Genomic DNA, 16,535 nt, shown 5'->3' with positions numbered 1-16,535 from the left:
AATGAATAATACTAGAAAAGTCGTGAAAATTTTCATCGCGTCCCCTAGTGATATTGTCAAAGAAAGAGAATTTTTTCGAGAGATAAGTGAAGAGACCAATAAAATAAAAGCTAACGCTTTAGGTATACATCTTGAAGCAGTAGGTTGGGCAGAAACAGATCTCGGATGGGGGAGACCTCAAGAAAAAATTAACAAAGATCTGAATAACTGCGAGCTTGTTGTCATTATTCTTTGGATGCGATGGGGAGTAACAACCGGGATCTATTCATCCGGAATCGAGGAGGAATTCGCTGTAGCAAAAAAACGGTATAATGAGACAAAAAAACCTGAAATACATTTATTTTTCAGAGATATCCCCGATGATCGGAGATTAAACCCGGATGATCATATATCACGAGTACTAAAATTTAAAGCGGAAATTGAATCTGCGAAAGAGCTCCTTTTCTCTCGTTATGAAAATCCTGAAGGTTGGAAAAAGCAATTTCGGATTCAATTGAATAATTGGTTCGACAGACAACCATTTGGTATTTCTGAAAAACTAAAAGAAATTGAGAATTATAAGGAAAAGACTGAACGATTAGAACTTTTACAAACAACTATTCAAAATAAAAATGATCGCGTTGCCTTGGATCTAATTATCGACGCAAGAGAGAAGGCAAAGTCAGGTCTAATAACAAAAGCCGAAAAAGGACTTATTGATGCTAATGCACTCTCTCAAAACCCTGCGGTGATTAATCGTTATGGTCTGTTTTTAATCGAAATTGGATTAATTGAAAGAAGCAAAATTCAGTTTAATAAATTATTGGAGATTGAACCATCGAAAAATGATGATCTTATTACCGCTATTGCTTATGGAAATCTGGGAATATCCCATCAACTTTCTGAAAATTTTGAAGAGGCATTAACTTGTTTCAATAAAGCGATAGAATTCAACAAGAAAATTGGTCGAATTGAGGGTGTTGCCAGTCAATTGGGAAAGATCGGTATAAATTTTCGTATGCAAAAGAAATTCGATGAGGCAAAACCGAATTTTATCAATGCTCATAAACTCCTTTTAAAAATCGGAAATACCAGAAAGATTGCAATTAGTTTTTCCAATTTGGGTTGGTTGTATTATGACCTCAAGGAGATAGAAAAGGCACAAAATGTTGTCAAAAGTCTTTACAGTATTATGATGGACAAGAGTTTGACAAAGGGATTGGTTATCTTTGTTTTAATATTGGGATATACCTCACACAACTGAACAGATTCGATGATGCAAAGGATTTCTTTAATTCAGGAGAAAAGATTTTTTCTTCTCTGAATCTACTCCAAATAGTCGCCGATATTTATGGCACTCTTGGAAATTATTTCTTTGACAAGGGTTTGATCCTTGTGGCAATTGATTATTACAATGATGCTCTGGAAAAATACGAGCAATTAGGAGCAGAAGAAAAAATCGCACTTTCTTATTGCAATTTGGGTGTTGCGAACATACAATTACAAAGATATGACGAAGCGAAAGAAAAACTTGAGAAATCATTGGTAATTTATCAAAAATTAAAACATGTTGATGGAATGGCATTAGTTTACAAAAATTTAGGATGGCTCTATGAACAAATTAACGACTATGATAATGCCGAAAAAGTATACGAAGCGTGCGCAAATTGTTATAAAAAGTGATTAATGATCTCTCGGTGGAAAGATTTCATCTGGGTAGGGAAGTTGATCATTTATCCTTCGTAGAAATTCCAGATATCTTCGCACATCAACAAAGAATTCATCGAAAGATCCAATATCTCTGTCTTGATATGCGTGAACTGCATTTCGTCTTTTCTGGATTTTCTCTATCCATGAATCCCACTCTTCGTCTCCGTTTCCCCAGATCCGTTTTTTGAAAAAATGACGCATTCTCTCAAATTCCAAACTGTCAGGATCAATCAAATTCCCCCTTTTTTGATTGTATCCTTATCGTTCTGGTAGTCCATATAATAGACAGACAAGAATAATTTCATAGTTCCTTCAACGAGACTTCCCAGATTGACCCACGCGAGAATCAATTGGCCACTCTCATTATCTGGATTCGGTTCAGCGAACCAAATTTTTAGACATCTCGATAGGGATACTTGCCTATCAAGACGGGACTTACTCAATAGCCGAGACGCTTCTATCGGTGCCCATCCATCTGCCTTCATCCAGAAATGTCTCAAACGATCGTTGAGGGTAACGATACGGTCTACGACTTCATCAATGGACATTTCTTCTTGTTCGGCATACGATTATCAGCTATTTAACACAAGTCACATTTTCTTTATTTTCTACCAATTCTCCTCTGAATGCCTTCCCCAGCACCACCTGCGTCAACCGCCGTGCCTCGGAGAGGCCCTGAGGCGGGGAGCCCGCATAAAATTTTCAGTTTTCCGGTTCTCCTGAACAATTACTTATTGAGTTTTTTCATCACCCACGCCATGTTGGCGCCCAGCGTCTTCATCGTGGCGATCCCCTCGTCATCATGTTTCACGTCGCCTGGCGCGAGGCCGATCCCGACATTCCAGTAGGACGAGCCCGGCACCACCATCTGGTTGATAAAGAAGAAATGGTTCATCGAGTCGAACGCGTGGATTGCCCCGCCACGGCGGACAGCGACCACCGATGCCCCGACCTTGCGCCGGAACATAGCGTCATTGGCCATGGCAACAAAGCCCGCCCGCTCGATCAGCGCCTTCATGTTCGCCGATATGTCGGCAAAGTACGTAGGCGAGGCAAGGATGATCCCGTCGGCATCAAGCATCTTTTCTATGCAATCGTTTACGATATCGCCCGTGATTGCACAGCGCCTGTCCTTCTTCTCAAAACACTTCATGCAGGCGATGCACCCGGGGATCTTCTTTCCTGCAAGCTGCACGAGTTCAGTCTCGATCTTTGCCTTTTTCAGTTCCCTGAACACCGCATTGACCAGGATCGCTGTATTCCCATCCTTACGGGCACTGGCGTTGAATGCAACAACCTTCATCTTACTCACCTTATGACTATCCTCTCACCGGACAGTATAAAAATTCGCCCGCAGCCGGCACCCGGGACCGTCCTCAGTGCGCCATGTTAAGACCCCTGACACCAAATAGTGGTGCGATATGAATACACGTATACAGTTTTCCGATCTGCACCTCTCACGGGAGATCGCGAAAGCAATAGAAGATATGGGCTTTGAAGAGCCCTCACCCATCCAGGCACTCGCCATCCCCCTCATCCAGGCCGGCCGTGACGTGACTGCGCAGGCCCAGACCGGTACCGGCAAGACCGCAGCATTCGGTATCCCCATCATCGAAAAGATCGATCCGTCCCGTCGGACCGTGCAGGCCATCGTGCTCTGCCCGACCCGTGAACTTGCCATCCAGATCGCCGAGGAGTTCTCAAACCTCCTTGCCCACCTCCCCCGCATCACGGTACTGCCGATTTACGGTGGCCAGCCCATCGAACGCCAGCTCCGCGCACTGCAGTCAGGCGTCCACATTGTCATCGGCACACCTGGACGCGTCATGGACCACCTTCGTCGCCGCACGCTCCGGCTCGATGACGTCACAACCGTCGTGCTGGACGAGGGTGACCAGATGCTCGACATGGGGTTCATCGACGATATCGAGCTGATCTTAAAGAAAGTCCCGCAGAACCGCCAGACCCTCCTCTTCTCTGCCACCATGCCACAACCGATCCTCGAGATCTCCCGGAAGTTCCAGAACAAACCGGAGTTCGTCCGGGTCGAGTACGCGGAGCTGACTGTGCCGCAGACCGAGCAGAGCTACATAGAAGTGAAGGAACGCGAGAAACTCGACGTGCTCTGCCGACTCATCGATATGGTCGATCCGCATCTTACGATCATCTTCTGCAATACCAAGCGCCGCGCGGAAGATCTCTCCGGCAAAGTCCGTGCACGCGGGTACCGCGCGGATGAGCTGCACGGGGACATGAAACAGTCCCAGCGGGACCGGGTCATGGGAGGGTTCCGGAAGGGCGTCATCGACATCCTGATCGCGACCGATGTCGCGGCACGCGGTATCGATGTCGAGGATGTGGACATTGTGATCAATTACGATGTGCCGCAGGATGTGGAGTATTACGTCCACCGCATCGGCCGTACCGGCAGGGCCGGGAAGAGCGGCAAGGCTGTCACGTTTGTCGCCCCGAAAGATTTCACCAAACTCCGGGAGATCATGCATTATGCAAAGGTCCAGATCACCCGCATGCCGGTGCCTTCCCCGAGCGATGTTGCCCAGTCCAGGACCCGGGGGGTGCTGGAACGGGTGCGCGAGACGATCCAGGCCGGCGGCCTCGAACAGTTCGTGCGGATCATCGAGGAGGAAACCGAAGGGGATCACAGCACGATCGATATTGCCGCCGCCCTCCTGAAGATGCAGATGGACGTGGGCATCGAGCCGCTGGCAGAGAAACCCGGCGAACTCGATTTCGGGGATACCGGTGCGGAATCAGGCATGGTCCGGTTCTTCCTTGGAGTGGGGAGGCAGCACAAGGTCGCCCCCAAGGATATTGTCGGGGCAATTGCCGGTGAGACGGGAATTCCCGGTAAGGCGATCGGTGCGATCCGGATCCTTGACTCCTACTCATTTGTCGAAATACCGAAAGAGCATGCCGCGGAAGTCTATACCATTATGAAGGAGCGGACGATCCGCAACCAGCCGACGGGAATTGAACCGGCATCAGGAAAACGGGCGTAACCGTCCGGAAGGTAATTCTTTTTTCCATCTTACCCTGAAAAACCGGTGATGGCGAATTTCCTCACCCATCGGGCTATACCGTGCTGCACGATATTCCGGAAAAGATACCTATGGGACAAAACACTCAAATACCCTCCCGTGAAACCTTCCGGTATGAAAAAGATATTAGTCATTGCCTTGACACTGGGATTCTGCCTGGTACTTGCGCTTGTTGCCGGGTGTTCCCAGCCGGCAACACCTGCTGCCACTCCCGCACCGACGACAGTCGCGACGACCGAAGCAACGGTCGCACTCACCAGTGCTCCCACTGCCAGTTCAGACTTCCTCACGCCCGGCGGTGTCGAGACCCTCCCGGAGATCTGGAGCATCGAGATGCAGGTGGGGAGCAACGGGGAGTCCATCAATCCGCAGATCACCACCACGCTCCGTGGCGGCAAGGGAATGAATGTCGTCCCGGAGATCGATGTCAAGATCACGAGATCGGATGGTGTCGTGGAAACTGACAGGATGGTCCAGCCGCTCTCCGTCGGTAAAAACGTCGTTCTTGCCGGCACGACAAAGAATACTGACCGGGCAGAAGTCTGGGCAATTACCCCCAACGGGGATAAAGTAAAGATATATGATGCGTACGTGCCGTTCCGGTCGTACAATTAATTTTTATCTTTTTTTGGCATTCGTTCCTTCAAATTCAGGCATCAGACCGGTCGTCCACCCTTGCAATGTAGAGCGTGATCAGCGTGTTGAAAAGCCCGACTGCAATGATTGCATATCCCTAAGGCTCGTCACAAAATGGCGGCATCAGGACAACCCGGATACCATTGACCATAACAAAAAGATCGATAAGACAACTCATCACTTTCGATAGGGTCTGCATTCTCTGCCTCTGTTCCCTTCACTGGAAGATACCTGCCGGGAGTTTAAGCCCTTGCATTTCAGCAAAACAATTGCCCGCAGGTGATTCAATCTGGTCATCTTCCAGCGATGATAAATGGATAACGGCTACCTTGGCACACCGATATCCATTCATTTTTCTCCTGTGCGGCAGAACAGAATAGGTACGGGTCCGGGACCCCGGGATCAACCGGGAGCCGGGACATTTCCAGGCAAAAGAAAGGGACGAATCTCATGGGTACTGCGCTCCTCACCGACCTCTATGAACTCACCATGGCCCAGAGTTTTCTCGAACACGGGAAGACCGGAACCGCAGTCTTCTCCATCTTTGCAAGGACACTTCCCGATGAGCGGAATTTCCTTGTTGCCGGAGGCCTTGATATGCTGATCAACCAGCTGGAGATGTTCCGGTTTACCCGTGAGGATATCGTATACCTGGAAAGCCTTGCCATTTTCAGTGATGACTTTCTTTCCTACCTTAAAGAGTACCGGTTTGCCGGGACCCTTTCCGCGATACCGGAAGGATGTATCGTGTTCCAGAACGAGCCCCTTGTCCAGATCGAGGGACCACTCCCCGAAATCCAGATCCTGGAGACCCTGGCATTGAACTGTATCCATTTCGGGACCCTCGTTGCCTCGAAAGCAGCGAGGATTATCGCAGTCAGTCGCGGCAGGAACGTTGTCGAGTTTGGTTTCCGTCGCTCCCATATGCCCGATGCAGGAATTGCGGCAGCCCGGGCGGCCTATATCGCGGGGTTCTCCGGTACCTCGAACCTTGAAGCAGGAAAAAGGTTCGGCATACCGGTTGTCGGGACCATGGCACATTCCTATGTGATGCTTTTTACTACTGAAGAAGAGGCATTCCGGGCATACCAGTCCTCGTTTCCCGACCGGGGCCTCTATCTCATCGATACCTATGACACCCTTGCCTGCACGGAGACTATCATCAGGCTTGCCCGCGAGGGTGTGCCCGTAACCGGTATCAGGATCGACAGCGGGGATCTGGCGGACCTCGCAGTGAAAGTGAGGGGACGGTTTGACCGTGCCGGGCTGCCCCACATCAAAATTTTTGTGAGCAGCAACGTGGACGAGTATTCCATCGACCGATGGCTGGCCGGGGGTATCCCGATTGATTCGTTCGGAGTGGGGACACATTTCATCACCTCCTCGGACGCGCCGTACCTCGACATGGTGTACAAGCTGGTGGAATATGAGGGGGGGCCCCGGTTCAAGACCAGCCCCGGTAAGACAACATTTCCTTACCGGCGTCAGGTAGTGCGGCATTACAAGGATGGGGCCATGGATTATGATGAGGTCATCAGGATGGAGGGGCATGAGGAGGGGGGCCTTGTCGAACCGTATCTCCGGGCCGGCAGGCTGGTAAAACCGCTGCCTGCGGTGGATGATATCCGGAAACGGTGTGCGCAGGAACTCATGTCACTGCCGGAACGGTTCAGGACCCTTGCAAAGCAGGAGTATTGTGTCCGGGTGCAGCAATGAGTTGTGCCTCTCCGCAGCCGGGAATATGGGGATTCCCATCGTCTTTTGCAAAAAAAGAGTGTGGTCTCCTGTCGTATTTTTCTCCACGCCGTATGGGGTGATCGCCGTTTCACTTGTACCCATTCCCTTCCGCATTGCCGCCCTGATGCAGGAGCGCAACAGCCTCTTTGAGTACCCCCTGGAAAGGCTCACCGGCATCATCCGGGATGTCGGGTTCCGGTGCACGTGCTGTGCAAAGTGCTGTACCCGCACCTTCAATGGGCATGTCTTCCTGCTCGACCGGGATGTGACTGCCGTGAAGAAAATCGATCCCGCGGCGCTTGAGCCGGCACCGGACCCGGAGTTCTGTGATCAGAACGGCACATTTTATGTCTCCGGCTATGCCCTGCGGGCAAAGGCCGATGAACCGGGTTCCTGCTGGTTTTTGGAGAACGGCCGGTGCCGGATCTATCATGACCGGTTTTCTATCTGCCGCATCTACCCGTACATGCTCCACCGCGAACCGGATGAGACCGGGAAGGTAGACTGGCGGCAGATCTCCGGGATCGATCGGCACGGGGAGTATAACCAGGTGATTCCGGAGAAGGAATGCCTGGCAACCGCCCGGGAAACAAAGGAGTTCGAAAACGCATTCCTGACCCAGGAGATCACCTTTCTCGAATGCATTCAAAAGTATTTTACCCGGCACCGGCTCCGGCACGTGCAGAAGGTGTATGACGACCGGATGCGGGCCTTTAAGAGGGGTGAGCCAATCCGGGTGATGGTGTTTTATGATGGCCGGTTCGAAGAGCATACCAACCTAAGGGAATGAATCCGGAACGTCCCTTCCGCACCTATCCTTTCATAAATGTTAACCGTATCGCCACCCCTTTTTCCGGTTGTCCGGGTATCCCGTTATCAGCCTATACGCGGCCTCCCTAGGCTTCAACCAGCATTTTCATGATATGAAGTCCGAGACCGTAACTCCTGTGCTTCTCCGATCCCTGCATGAACCGATCGAATATACCTTCCTTTGCAGGATCCGTGATGTCCCGTCCCATATCGGTGATCGAGATCTCCACCGTGCCATCGCCCGGAAAACGGGTTGATAGAGGGATTTCCACGTCACACCCGCCAAACTTGATGCAATTTGCCATGATATCAGAAAAAATCGTGGAGAGCATAGGGTCCGCAAGCACCGTTATCCCGCTGTTTTGCCACCGGATAGCGATGCCGGGAAACGAAAGGACCGTGCATCGACGGCCCGGAAAAAACGATATACTGGCTGATGGGTTATACCGGGCGGGATGCTTATGTGCCGCCATCGTGTTGATCCCAGAATGTGGCCAGCACCCTCCAGATCCTTTCACGCAATGCAGTAACCGATCCATCGCAGTCCGAAGATCGGGCAGCGCTGCGAGCCCGTTCCGGTTCGTAGAGCGACCGGTTGATCTCGATCTGGAGCCAGGGAACACCTTTACGCCAGTAATGTGCGTTTGATATAAACCCGCCGGAGAACGGGTTGTTGATCGCCACTTCGCTGCCAAGGGAGAATTCTGACCGGAACTCGTCCGCGAGGGCGTTTATCCAGGATTCGGGGCAGGTCGCAATACTGCTTTTCCTGGCCCGTCCCTTCCGGTCCCCGTTGTTTCCCAGGCAGATCAGCGGCCGCCTCCTGCCTGCATCCTTCTGTTCACCGGATCCCACGGGCAACATCGAATGGCAGTCAAATGCAATCTTCACCCCCCGATGATCGATCAGCTCGTCGATATGCTGGTGATACGGAAAGTACCACGCCATCATGAGACGGTGGATCAGGTTCATATCAGGAAACAATCCTTCGCGATAGACCGTCTTCCCGTCAATCGTCCGCACCTTGATGATGCCATCCGGATCGCGGGGCGGAATGGGCAGCGGGGGACGGTTGAGATCGACCGCCATACGGGATACTGGTGTTTCGATAAAGGCCTGAACAGAACTGCCAAAACTGTACAACGCCCGCGTCACGGGATCGCTGTAATACCGGATTTCGTGCCTGCTGAGCGCAAGACGCCCGGCCAGTTCCTGCGGGATGTCCGTTCCTCCGTGCGGGATGGAGATCAGGAAAGGATAGCGTGGTGTCACGGTACCTGAATATACGATCAACGTGGGAGTTAATGTTTTCATGGTCCCGGAAACCTGTCAGTTCTGGATTTCTCCGGTAAAAATCGGATCAGTCAGGATTTACATATAAAATCAAGAGCAAAAAATCAAGAGCAGATCCCATCCGGATGCCGAAGTACCTTCCTACCGTTCCCAGATGGTATCCCTCTTGTAAGTAATCTTACTGATACGGTGGTACGGAATACACGTGGTTTGATCTCCTGATACGATCTCGAAATAATATGCATCGAGGTTGCAGATGTCCCGGCCACTGACACAGGAGCGATCCCCCGGAACCCCCCGGTTGACATAACACACGATGATGTCAGAAAAAGTATAGCGCTGATCATGCCAGTATTTCAGGAGAAGTTTATGGCTCGTGAGCATAGAACATCAACTGTACTGAGGGGTGGTATATCGCGGGAACGTTTTAGGATTTCCCGAATAACTGCGGGAATCCTCCATCCGGTCTCATGATCATGGTTTTTCGGAAAGGAATGACTGCAATTTCGTGTGCAAATAATCCATTACGGCTTGTGCAGATACCTGCCATGGGAAAACTCTGTAAAGTCTTTTTTACATGATTGGGGCATTTATAAAGTCCGTTCCAGTGGAAAGAAAGGGGTATAAAAGTATTGTCAAATTGCCGGATTGGCTGAATACATAAAAAAAATTTATGAAATCCATAATGCGGTTACAGGAGAACGATTTTTTTTCCTCCGGATCGGCTCCGTTTTGCACGCTGGAAAGAGATTGCTGATACGTTTTATCATAAGCAATTACCCCCGTACCGCAGGTACTTTTTTTCAGACTATATTTTTCAGGATGAACGCAATGCCAAAATCAGATCTTTTTCTGTGTACCGGTCTTTGTCATTCGTTTCGAAGGCTTGATAGGGCCCGGGGGGTTCGTATGAGCGGGCAGATCGTCGCCATGGGGATGTGAATGCGGGGTATGTTTTGGCGGGAGCGGGGGCTTTTTCAGGGTTTTGTGTTCGGGATGGGGGAGCGGATGATTGAGCGGATGGTGACGGGCATCTTCCAGATGTCGCCCCCGGTCCATGCCGGATCCTGACTTTGGGGGGACCTTCTTCCCGGTTTCCTTGGGCCGGTTCGGTTGTCGTGGAGACATAATCAGTAATTGGCTCCCGGATAATAAAGAAAGCGACGGGGATCCTGTCCCCCAATGATCGTGATAAGCGAAAAACCCCGCTTTGCTTTGAAACTGGATCGTATCTCTCAAAAAAGAGTGCCTGTTTTCCCATCCTCTCTTCCTGAGCAGGCCAGATACATCTAGCCCCGCTTGTACCCGAATTTCCTGAGCAGCCCCGTCCTCCACGCAACATCGTCAGGCCCTTCAACTCCTCTCGGTTTCTCTCCATCGATCACGCCCATGATCCCCCTTCCCTGTAAAGATTCCGCGACAATGACTTCCGCAGCATTCGCTGTCGCACAATAGATGGTGCAGACTTCCTGGATCAGCTTGATCGCATTCAGAACATTGATCGGGTAACAGTCCCGCAGGAGGAGGAGGAATGAATGCCCTGCACCGATCACCCGGGCGTTGTCCCGCGCAAGGGCGATCAGATCCTCATCATTCCCGTCAAGACGAATAAGGCAGTCACCGGATGACTCGCAGAATGCAAGACCGAACTTTGCGTTCGGGACAGCCCCGGTAACGGCCTCGCTTATGTCTTCGACTGTTTTGATAAAGTGAGACTGCCCGATGATGATATTCACGTCTTCGGGCTTGTGAATTTTTACCACCCTGAATTCTACCACTCCACTCATCAGTTCACCCCAAGGCTGAGATGGGAGTCGTATAATAAATGGGTTTTCCCTGAGGGAGATGAAGTGACTGCGGATTTGTAGCTGCCGCAAGATTATACGCGCTCCTGCGCATCATCTCCCTTCAGGATACACATGATAAAAATCACGCAGTAGAGTGCCATCGGACTGATAACGGACGAGGGGTAAATCCTGAACAATGAAATGCCCTGCCTTCACCGGAGGCAGTCTGCCTGACAATCCGCGCAATAGAAGAGAGAGGGGTACAGGTTATACCGGCTGCTGACGGTGATGATGCACTCTCTGCAATAAAAAAGATCATCCCCGCAGGTGCAGAAGTGATGAGGGGTTCCTCGAGAACGCTGGTCGAGATTCGTTTCGAGGAATATATTACCGGACGGAAATCCGGTTGGATTGACCTGCACTCCGTCATAACATCAGCGGATGATAATAAAAAACGAGCGGATTTGAGGAGAAAATCCGTAACCGCAGAATATTTCATATCGGGTGCGAATGCAACCGCGCAGACCAGTGAAATTGTTGCCTGCGATGCAAGCGGAAGCCGTGTCGGCGCCTGGCCGTTTGTCGCAGGCCATCTCATTCTTGTCGTGGGTATCAACAAGATTGTGCCGGATCTTGACAGTGCCCTCCACCGGATCCGGGAATATGCGTTCCGGCTGGAAAATGCACGGGCAGGGTGGGCCTACGGGACCCCAAGCACCATCGGCAAATGAGTTATCCTTGCAAACGAGAAAAACACCGGCCGGGATAACCCTGATCCTTGTCGGCGAGGCGCTGGGCTACCGCCAGGATACTACCAGAGGACATTATAATGGCGCTGGACTGTGCTGTTCACGTTCATTCACAGTCATTCCTGATGATCGGGATCGATGAAAAACTGTAATGTACCATCCGTGAATACCGTATCCTTTTAAATACAAACGTAAAATGTCAGTTGAGCAATTCCTGGCATACCGGGAAGAGGTTCCCATGAAGAGAAAAATCCAGAATTGTATCGCATTTTTATTCCTGGCCTGTTTCCTGTTCTCGGTGATTCCCGCATCCGCAACGCAATCAACGGAGCAGTCCATCAGCGATTCCCTGTCACGGGGCAGCCGGTTTACCGTCACCATCACCGGCCTGCCGAATACGTCATATTATATCTGGCTGCCGGGAACGTTCACGATGACAGGTGCACCGTACGACCAGCCCCCCATTATTTCTGATAATACCGCAAACGTCGTCAAGGACCCTCCCGGCGGCCCGTACACCATCGGGTCATACCGGTACAACAACGGCGGCGGGAGCACCATCCGTGACGATGTTGCACCATCAACAGCTGCGATGCCCAACACCAACTATTATGCGCAGGTAAACACGGATGAAACGGGACATGCCCTAGTCGAATTCCAGACCTCGGTCTATACAGCAATCAGGTCGTATTCTGTCAAAGTGGAGAATCCTCTGGCTCCGGAAAGCGGCAACCTTCTAGTAGAGCAGAAGGCCTATAGCCGGAGCGCTTCCCGCCCGATGATCAACACGCCAACGTATACTGTTGTAGCAACCACACCTCCGTCTTCACCCACACCATCTTCCACCCTGCCTCCTGAGACCCTGCCACCAACGACACCCCTTCCGACGACATCACCTCTGCCTACCCAGAAATCCCCGCTTGATGTGGGGATTGCCGTCGTCTCCGCTGGTATCAGCCTGATGATACTAGGAAGGAAGTGACACTCCCGAAGAATAGTGCTTTGCGCTTTCTGCCGGACCGGATGGACGCGATCGAACCTTCATATGACCAGGCAATTTCCCGGTTGAGACCTGATGAGAATCCTTTATGACACACGATACCTGTTCCCCAGAAAAAGAGAACTGCAAAGAAGAGATGGATGCAATCCAGAGGTTTTTTATGCGCCCGTTCTTCCAGAGCTGCACGATCGGCATCCCCTTCTGCATATTCAAGATCCTTTTCGGCCTGACCGCATTACGCCAAGGTATGTCCAGCGGGGGATACTACCTGGGCCTCTTTGGTATGGTTGTGACCGTATGGGCTGTTGCGGACCTTCTGATGAACTCGGGGCGCTCTGCACTCGACCTGCTCCACCGCCCGGCACCGTTTGAATACTGCACCATTGCAGAACTCGGGCGCATATTCGGCAGGCCACTGATCTTTCTTGCATTCGATACCCTCCTGACCTTTGCGATCATCTGCGCCATGCTCTGGACCGGGTGGATTGCGACTCTTAGTAGCGCTGAGGCGTTCCTCTGGTATGCCGCTACGACCATGAACCTGATCAGCCTCTCGCTCGTCTCGCTCTATAACGAGATACGTCATGAGAACACCTGAAGGAATTACCAGCGTCTGTCATCCCGGCAGGTACTGTGAGTACACACCGGCTAATTGAATCATTTCCGGTGTTCTCAATTCAGGATTTTAGTAAAAAAACCGGTTGCATCCGGAAAAACAGGATGATTATTATGTGGTGTCGTCCCCGAGCGCTTCCCGGCTCCGCATCTGGTACAGGACCATCGGGTCCATCTCCCGGTACGTATCGGTACCGGTACGCATGATTACGTTCGCGATCCCGCTGTTGACGATCATCTTGGAGCAGAGGAAACAGGGCCAGATCTGGGTAGTCTCGTTGGTTTCGACATCGAACCCGGAGAGGTAGAGGGTGCACCCGCGGGCATGCTTGCCGGCCTGGAGGAGCGCGTTCATCTCTGCATGGACGCTCCGGCAGCGCTCGTAGTTCGAGCCCGAAGGGATGTTGTGCTCTTTTCTCCAGCAGCGGTTCAGTTCCGTACAGTCCATCTGCTTGCGAGGCGCCCCGGTATACCCGGTGGAAACGATCGTATTGAATTCGTCGACAATGATTGCCCCGAAGTTGCGCCTGAGGCAGGTGCCCTGGTTGGCGCACCGCGTGGCAAGGTCAAGGAAATAATGGTGCCTGTTGGTCCGCATTCAAGAGAGTATGGCCAATCCCGGTATTAAAGAGGTAGGGTTTGCAGTGTCGGTTCCTGAGTGTTACCGGTACGTAATGAGGATGAATGCAAACACGGCACAATGGAGCACCAGAAAGAGCGGAACAAGATAGAATTTCATTTTCCGGGTCTTGTGCCGGAACAGTCTCATAGCCCCAAACGCCCCGAACGGCCCCATGAATGCCAGCACCAGCAGGGTGCCCTCGCTCATCCTCCACGAGTTGTTCTTCGCTTTACGCTTATCCCATGCAAATGCCCATGCCGCAACGATATTCATGCAGAGATAGAGTACGATAAGGACCAGGATCCCATCGATCTTAATCAGCTCCCGGTTGTTTGCTGGGGCCAGGTTCCCCGGAGACCTCCTCATCAATATAAAAACGCCACTGGCAGAACATATCCGGCGGGTGGGGGTCTGGTGGGGCAAACCGGCATTCCACCCGGATCGCCGGATCGATCTCCCGCGCAAAACCGGTAAACTCCGAACGGTGCATCTCCCGGCAGACATATTCGCCCTGCCCCCTGAGGAGACGGGCCTCCTGGGTCGGGCACGAAGGAACAGAGATGATCACTTCATCATCACGTTCTTCGATGGTGTAACCTACGATCATCGCCCACGGGAAATGCCGTAGGGCCCTGACGAATCCGGAGAGTCCCTTTTCGGAAATACCGAAGCGGCGGACAATATCTCTGGCCGCCATACCGGCCACGCGTCCCCAGACCCGTTCATTGATCGTCTCCGCAACGCCCTGACCAAAGGTATCGGAGATGTTGATGAACCAGAAGGCATCCACTACCCGGTAGTGCCAGAGGAGGAATTCCAGGTACTGGTGTTTTTCTGCATCAGTCATCCCATCAAAAAGTTCAAGATTCATGTAACTCATCGCAGATCACGCCAGGGATATTAAGAGTCTTGCCGGTTCTCATATGAAGATTTGGAAAGGAGATGCATGAAAGGAAATGCTGAATGAAAACACCTGAGCCAGGTTCATCTGATTGCGGAACCCACGCGTACTATCGGCACATATGAGGATTTCAGATGCAGGATTTGACGCTGGAAACGATCATCGCGATCCATGACGGGATATTGGCAAAAGACGGGGGGGACAGCCGGGTATTGTCAGAAGGTAACCTGCTCCAACTGGTATTCCGGGCAAACCTGACGGGAGATCCCCTCAAACGTGCAGCATTGGTTTTCTACTCGCTATGCGCATTCCCAGTATTCCGTACGGGAAACAGGAGGAGCCCGGTGTCTTGCAGAAGCAATCCTCGCCTCTGATGGGCATCAGGTCGACATCCCCTGCGAGGATCTGCGTGGACTTGTGCAGGACATCGATATGTTTATTGTTGAGATCGATGATGTGGAGCAGTTCCTGCGCAAGCACGCACGAAAGATATCCTGAACTCTTCTATAACGGAAGGGTGACCTGACCGTTGTCCTGCTTTTCAAAGGACGACAGCCGAATACCCAGAAGCCGTATCTTCCTGCCGTCATAAACCTCGCGGAACAAGGCATGCACCAGCGACCGTACCACTGTTGCATCACCGGAGAGATGCAACTGGCTGCGGCTTTTGCTCCGTGTGATAAAACCCTGGTACCGGATCTTGAGAGTGATTGTCCGGAACCAGAGATGTTCTTCTGCCAGGTTGTCGCAGACACTCTGAGCAAGCGCATCGATCGTGGAAGCAATGACGCCCAGATCGTCCGTATCGGTCTCAAACGTCGTCTCCCGGGAGAGCGATCTCGCTTCCCGGCCTTCCACAATATCACTCCCGTCAATCCCGCGTGCCAGCTGATGCAGGGCGATTGCACTGCGGCCGAAACGCCCGATCAGGTCCTGGACATCGTGCCCTGCAAGATCCCCTATCGTCCTGATCCCCATCTCGAATAGCAGGGCCTCCGCTTTTTTACCGACCCCGGGGATCTTCCTGACAGGGAGGGGATCGAGGAAGTCCTGCAGGGCTGATGGCTGGACGATCGTAAGACCATCGGGTTTCTGAAAATCAGAAGCGATCTTGGCAACAGCCATTGACGGGGTAATACCGACCGAGCATGAGAGCCCGAGCCGGTGGCTTATATTCGCCTTGATCTCTTCTGCAAACTGCTGTGCAGCGGTAAAATTCCCGAGAGGACTTATATCGAGGAAGGCTTCATCTATGCTCATCTGCTCCAGCCGGTACCCGTATGACCGGAGAATGGCCATCACCGCACGCGATGCCCGGACATATGCAGGAAAATCCGGGGGAAGAAAGATCGCTTGGGGGCAGAGGGAAAATGCCTGCGAGATCGACATCGCAGAAAGAATACCAAACGCCCTCGCTTCATAGGAGCATGTCGAGACTACCCCGCGTCCTTTCCCGTGCTTCGGATCTGCACCGATCACCACGGGTTTATGGGCGAGCTCCGGCCTGCGCTGTACCTCTACGGATGCGTAGAAGCTGTCCATATCGAGATGGAGAATGATCCGTTGATACTCCCCTTGCACATCCCTATTCACCAGAGATACATCATCCGGATATGTCGGTGATGGGGGCGGGTTGA

General features: G+C 51.8%; 20 protein-coding genes. 9 read left to right on the top strand and 11 right to left on the bottom strand.

Annotated features, from left to right (window positions below; translation table 11 throughout):
• The first annotated feature begins 1 nt into the window (after window position 1).
• Both ABSG49_RS03750 and ABSG49_RS03745 read left to right on the top strand, forming a co-directional pair.
• Window positions 2-1,243, top strand: a complete 1,242-nt coding sequence (locus tag ABSG49_RS03750) for a tetratricopeptide repeat protein (RefSeq protein WP_424024763.1) — start codon at window positions 2-4, stop codon at window positions 1,241-1,243.
• On the top strand, window positions 1,198-1,662 hold the full coding sequence (locus ABSG49_RS03745) for a tetratricopeptide repeat protein (protein WP_424025144.1): 465 nt from the start codon (window positions 1,198-1,200) through the stop codon (window positions 1,660-1,662). Before ABSG49_RS03750 ends, ABSG49_RS03745 begins: the two co-directional genes overlap by 46 nt.
• A 754-nt stretch (window positions 1,663-2,416) precedes the next feature.
• Here the strand turns inward: ABSG49_RS03745 and ABSG49_RS03740 are convergent.
• On the bottom strand, window positions 2,417-2,992 hold the full coding sequence (locus ABSG49_RS03740) for a flavodoxin family protein (protein ID WP_424024762.1): 576 nt from the start codon (window positions 2,990-2,992) through the stop codon (window positions 2,417-2,419).
• 118 nt (window positions 2,993-3,110) lie between these two features.
• On the opposite strand from ABSG49_RS03740, the gene ABSG49_RS03735 reads away from it, so the two are divergent.
• The 4 genes from ABSG49_RS03735 (at window position 3,111) to ABSG49_RS03720 (ending at window position 7,911) form a co-directional block, all read left to right on the top strand.
• The gene (locus tag ABSG49_RS03735; RefSeq protein ID WP_424024761.1) at window positions 3,111-4,709 is read left to right on the top strand and encodes a DEAD/DEAH box helicase; all 1,599 of its coding nucleotides are present in this window, start codon (window positions 3,111-3,113) and stop codon (window positions 4,707-4,709) included.
• 153 nt (window positions 4,710-4,862) lie between these two features.
• Entirely contained in the window at window positions 4,863-5,363 is a 501-nt protein-coding gene (locus ABSG49_RS03730; protein WP_424024760.1) for a hypothetical protein, read from the top strand.
• A gap of 471 nt (window positions 5,364-5,834) precedes the next feature.
• Window positions 5,835-7,100 carry a nicotinate phosphoribosyltransferase gene (locus tag ABSG49_RS03725; protein ID WP_424024759.1) on the top strand — a complete coding sequence of 422 codons (1,266 nt, stop codon included), beginning with the start codon at window positions 5,835-5,837 and terminating at the stop codon, window positions 7,098-7,100.
• Between the two features lie 58 nt (window positions 7,101-7,158).
• On the top strand, window positions 7,159-7,911 hold the full coding sequence (locus ABSG49_RS03720; protein WP_424024758.1) for a YkgJ family cysteine cluster protein: 753 nt from the start codon (window positions 7,159-7,161) through the stop codon (window positions 7,909-7,911).
• Window positions 7,912-8,017: 106 nt separating this feature from the next.
• Here the strand turns inward: ABSG49_RS03720 and ABSG49_RS03715 are convergent, their stop codons facing one another.
• From ABSG49_RS03715 to ABSG49_RS03695, 5 genes are all read right to left on the bottom strand, one after another.
• The gene (locus ABSG49_RS03715; RefSeq protein ID WP_424025143.1) at window positions 8,018-8,263 is read right to left on the bottom strand and encodes an ATP-binding protein; all 246 of its coding nucleotides are present in this window, start codon (window positions 8,261-8,263) and stop codon (window positions 8,018-8,020) included.
• Between the two features lie 127 nt (window positions 8,264-8,390).
• Window positions 8,391-9,245 (bottom strand): N-formylglutamate amidohydrolase, encoded by an 855-nt coding sequence (locus tag ABSG49_RS03710; protein WP_424024757.1) that lies wholly within the window; start codon window positions 9,243-9,245, stop codon window positions 8,391-8,393.
• Between the two features lie 120 nt (window positions 9,246-9,365).
• Window positions 9,366-9,608 carry a DUF504 domain-containing protein gene (locus ABSG49_RS03705; RefSeq protein ID WP_424024756.1) on the bottom strand — a complete coding sequence of 81 codons (243 nt, stop codon included), beginning with the start codon at window positions 9,606-9,608 and terminating at the stop codon, window positions 9,366-9,368.
• 456 nt (window positions 9,609-10,064) lie between these two features.
• Window positions 10,065-10,352 carry a hypothetical protein gene (locus ABSG49_RS03700; protein ID WP_424024755.1) on the bottom strand — a complete coding sequence of 96 codons (288 nt, stop codon included), beginning with the start codon at window positions 10,350-10,352 and terminating at the stop codon, window positions 10,065-10,067.
• A gap of 161 nt (window positions 10,353-10,513) precedes the next feature.
• Window positions 10,514-11,011: an adenosine-specific kinase gene (locus ABSG49_RS03695; protein WP_424024754.1), complete on the bottom strand. Its 498-nt coding sequence runs from the start codon at window positions 11,009-11,011 to the stop codon at window positions 10,514-10,516.
• A 206-nt stretch (window positions 11,012-11,217) separates the two neighbouring features.
• Here ABSG49_RS03695 and ABSG49_RS03690 point away from each other — a divergent pair, with 206 nt between their 5' ends.
• From ABSG49_RS03690 to ABSG49_RS03680, 3 genes are all read left to right on the top strand, one after another.
• Complete coding sequence (locus tag ABSG49_RS03690) at window positions 11,218-11,742, top strand: lactate utilization protein (RefSeq protein WP_424025142.1); 525 nt, start codon at window positions 11,218-11,220, stop codon at window positions 11,740-11,742.
• A 256-nt stretch (window positions 11,743-11,998) separates the two neighbouring features.
• Entirely contained in the window at window positions 11,999-12,742 is a 744-nt protein-coding gene (locus tag ABSG49_RS03685) for a hypothetical protein (RefSeq protein ID WP_424024753.1), read from the top strand.
• A gap of 106 nt (window positions 12,743-12,848) precedes the next feature.
• Window positions 12,849-13,358 carry a hypothetical protein gene (locus tag ABSG49_RS03680; RefSeq protein ID WP_424024752.1) on the top strand — a complete coding sequence of 170 codons (510 nt, stop codon included), beginning with the start codon at window positions 12,849-12,851 and terminating at the stop codon, window positions 13,356-13,358.
• Window positions 13,359-13,487: 129 nt separating this feature from the next.
• On the opposite strand, the gene ABSG49_RS03675 is transcribed toward ABSG49_RS03680, so the two are convergent.
• The 5 genes from ABSG49_RS03675 to dinB form a co-directional block, all read right to left on the bottom strand.
• Window positions 13,488-13,973 (bottom strand): deoxycytidylate deaminase, encoded by a 486-nt coding sequence (locus ABSG49_RS03675; protein WP_424024751.1) that lies wholly within the window; start codon window positions 13,971-13,973, stop codon window positions 13,488-13,490.
• Between the two features lie 63 nt (window positions 13,974-14,036).
• Window positions 14,037-14,363 (bottom strand): DUF1294 domain-containing protein, encoded by a 327-nt coding sequence (locus tag ABSG49_RS03670; RefSeq protein WP_424024750.1) that lies wholly within the window; start codon window positions 14,361-14,363, stop codon window positions 14,037-14,039.
• Window positions 14,311-14,868 carry a DUF6125 family protein gene (locus tag ABSG49_RS03665; RefSeq protein WP_424024749.1) on the bottom strand — a complete coding sequence of 186 codons (558 nt, stop codon included), beginning with the start codon at window positions 14,866-14,868 and terminating at the stop codon, window positions 14,311-14,313. The genes ABSG49_RS03670 and ABSG49_RS03665 overlap by 53 nt, the downstream gene beginning before the upstream one ends.
• Before the next feature lie 300 nt (window positions 14,869-15,168).
• On the bottom strand, window positions 15,169-15,378 hold the full coding sequence (locus ABSG49_RS03660; RefSeq protein ID WP_424024748.1) for a hypothetical protein: 210 nt from the start codon (window positions 15,376-15,378) through the stop codon (window positions 15,169-15,171).
• Window positions 15,379-15,402: 24 nt separating this feature from the next.
• The gene (dinB, locus tag ABSG49_RS03655; protein WP_424024747.1) at window positions 15,403-16,479 is read right to left on the bottom strand and encodes a DNA polymerase IV; all 1,077 of its coding nucleotides are present in this window, start codon (window positions 16,477-16,479) and stop codon (window positions 15,403-15,405) included.
• Between the last annotated feature and the right edge of the window lie 56 nt (window positions 16,480-16,535).

Source organism: Methanoregula sp. (assembly GCF_049510175.1).
Lineage (GTDB): Archaea > Halobacteriota > Methanomicrobia > Methanomicrobiales > Methanospirillaceae > Methanoregula.
This window is presented reverse-complemented; position numbering and strand designations above follow the sequence as displayed.

Bases quoted from the DNA above. Each gene is read 5' to 3' on its own strand.
- ABSG49_RS03665 (WP_424024749.1), bottom strand. From the start codon at position 14,868: ATGAATCTTGAACTTTTTGATGGGATGACTGATGCAGAAAAACACCAG.
- ABSG49_RS03695 (WP_424024754.1), bottom strand. From the start codon at position 11,011: ATGAGTGGAGTGGTAGAATTCAGGGTGGTAAAAATTCACAAGCCCGAA.
- ABSG49_RS03670 (WP_424024750.1), bottom strand. From the start codon at position 14,363: ATGAGGAGGTCTCCGGGGAACCTGGCCCCAGCAAACAACCGGGAGCTG.
- ABSG49_RS03680 (WP_424024752.1), top strand. From the start codon at position 12,849: ATGACACACGATACCTGTTCCCCAGAAAAAGAGAACTGCAAAGAAGAG.
- ABSG49_RS03705 (WP_424024756.1), bottom strand. From the start codon at position 9,608: ATGCTCACGAGCCATAAACTTCTCCTGAAATACTGGCATGATCAGCGC.
- ABSG49_RS03750 (WP_424024763.1), top strand. From the start codon at position 2: ATGAATAATACTAGAAAAGTCGTGAAAATTTTCATCGCGTCCCCTAGT.
- ABSG49_RS03710 (WP_424024757.1), bottom strand. From the start codon at position 9,245: ATGAAAACATTAACTCCCACGTTGATCGTATATTCAGGTACCGTGACA.
- ABSG49_RS03735 (WP_424024761.1), top strand. From the start codon at position 3,111: ATGAATACACGTATACAGTTTTCCGATCTGCACCTCTCACGGGAGATC.
- ABSG49_RS03675 (WP_424024751.1), bottom strand. From the start codon at position 13,973: ATGCGGACCAACAGGCACCATTATTTCCTTGACCTTGCCACGCGGTGC.
- ABSG49_RS03725 (WP_424024759.1), top strand. From the start codon at position 5,835: ATGGGTACTGCGCTCCTCACCGACCTCTATGAACTCACCATGGCCCAG.
- ABSG49_RS03730 (WP_424024760.1), top strand. From the start codon at position 4,863: ATGAAAAAGATATTAGTCATTGCCTTGACACTGGGATTCTGCCTGGTA.
- ABSG49_RS03740 (WP_424024762.1), bottom strand. From the start codon at position 2,992: ATGAAGGTTGTTGCATTCAACGCCAGTGCCCGTAAGGATGGGAATACA.
- ABSG49_RS03700 (WP_424024755.1), bottom strand. From the start codon at position 10,352: ATGTCTCCACGACAACCGAACCGGCCCAAGGAAACCGGGAAGAAGGTC.
- ABSG49_RS03685 (WP_424024753.1), top strand. From the start codon at position 11,999: ATGAAGAGAAAAATCCAGAATTGTATCGCATTTTTATTCCTGGCCTGT.
- ABSG49_RS03715 (WP_424025143.1), bottom strand. From the start codon at position 8,263: ATGCTCTCCACGATTTTTTCTGATATCATGGCAAATTGCATCAAGTTT.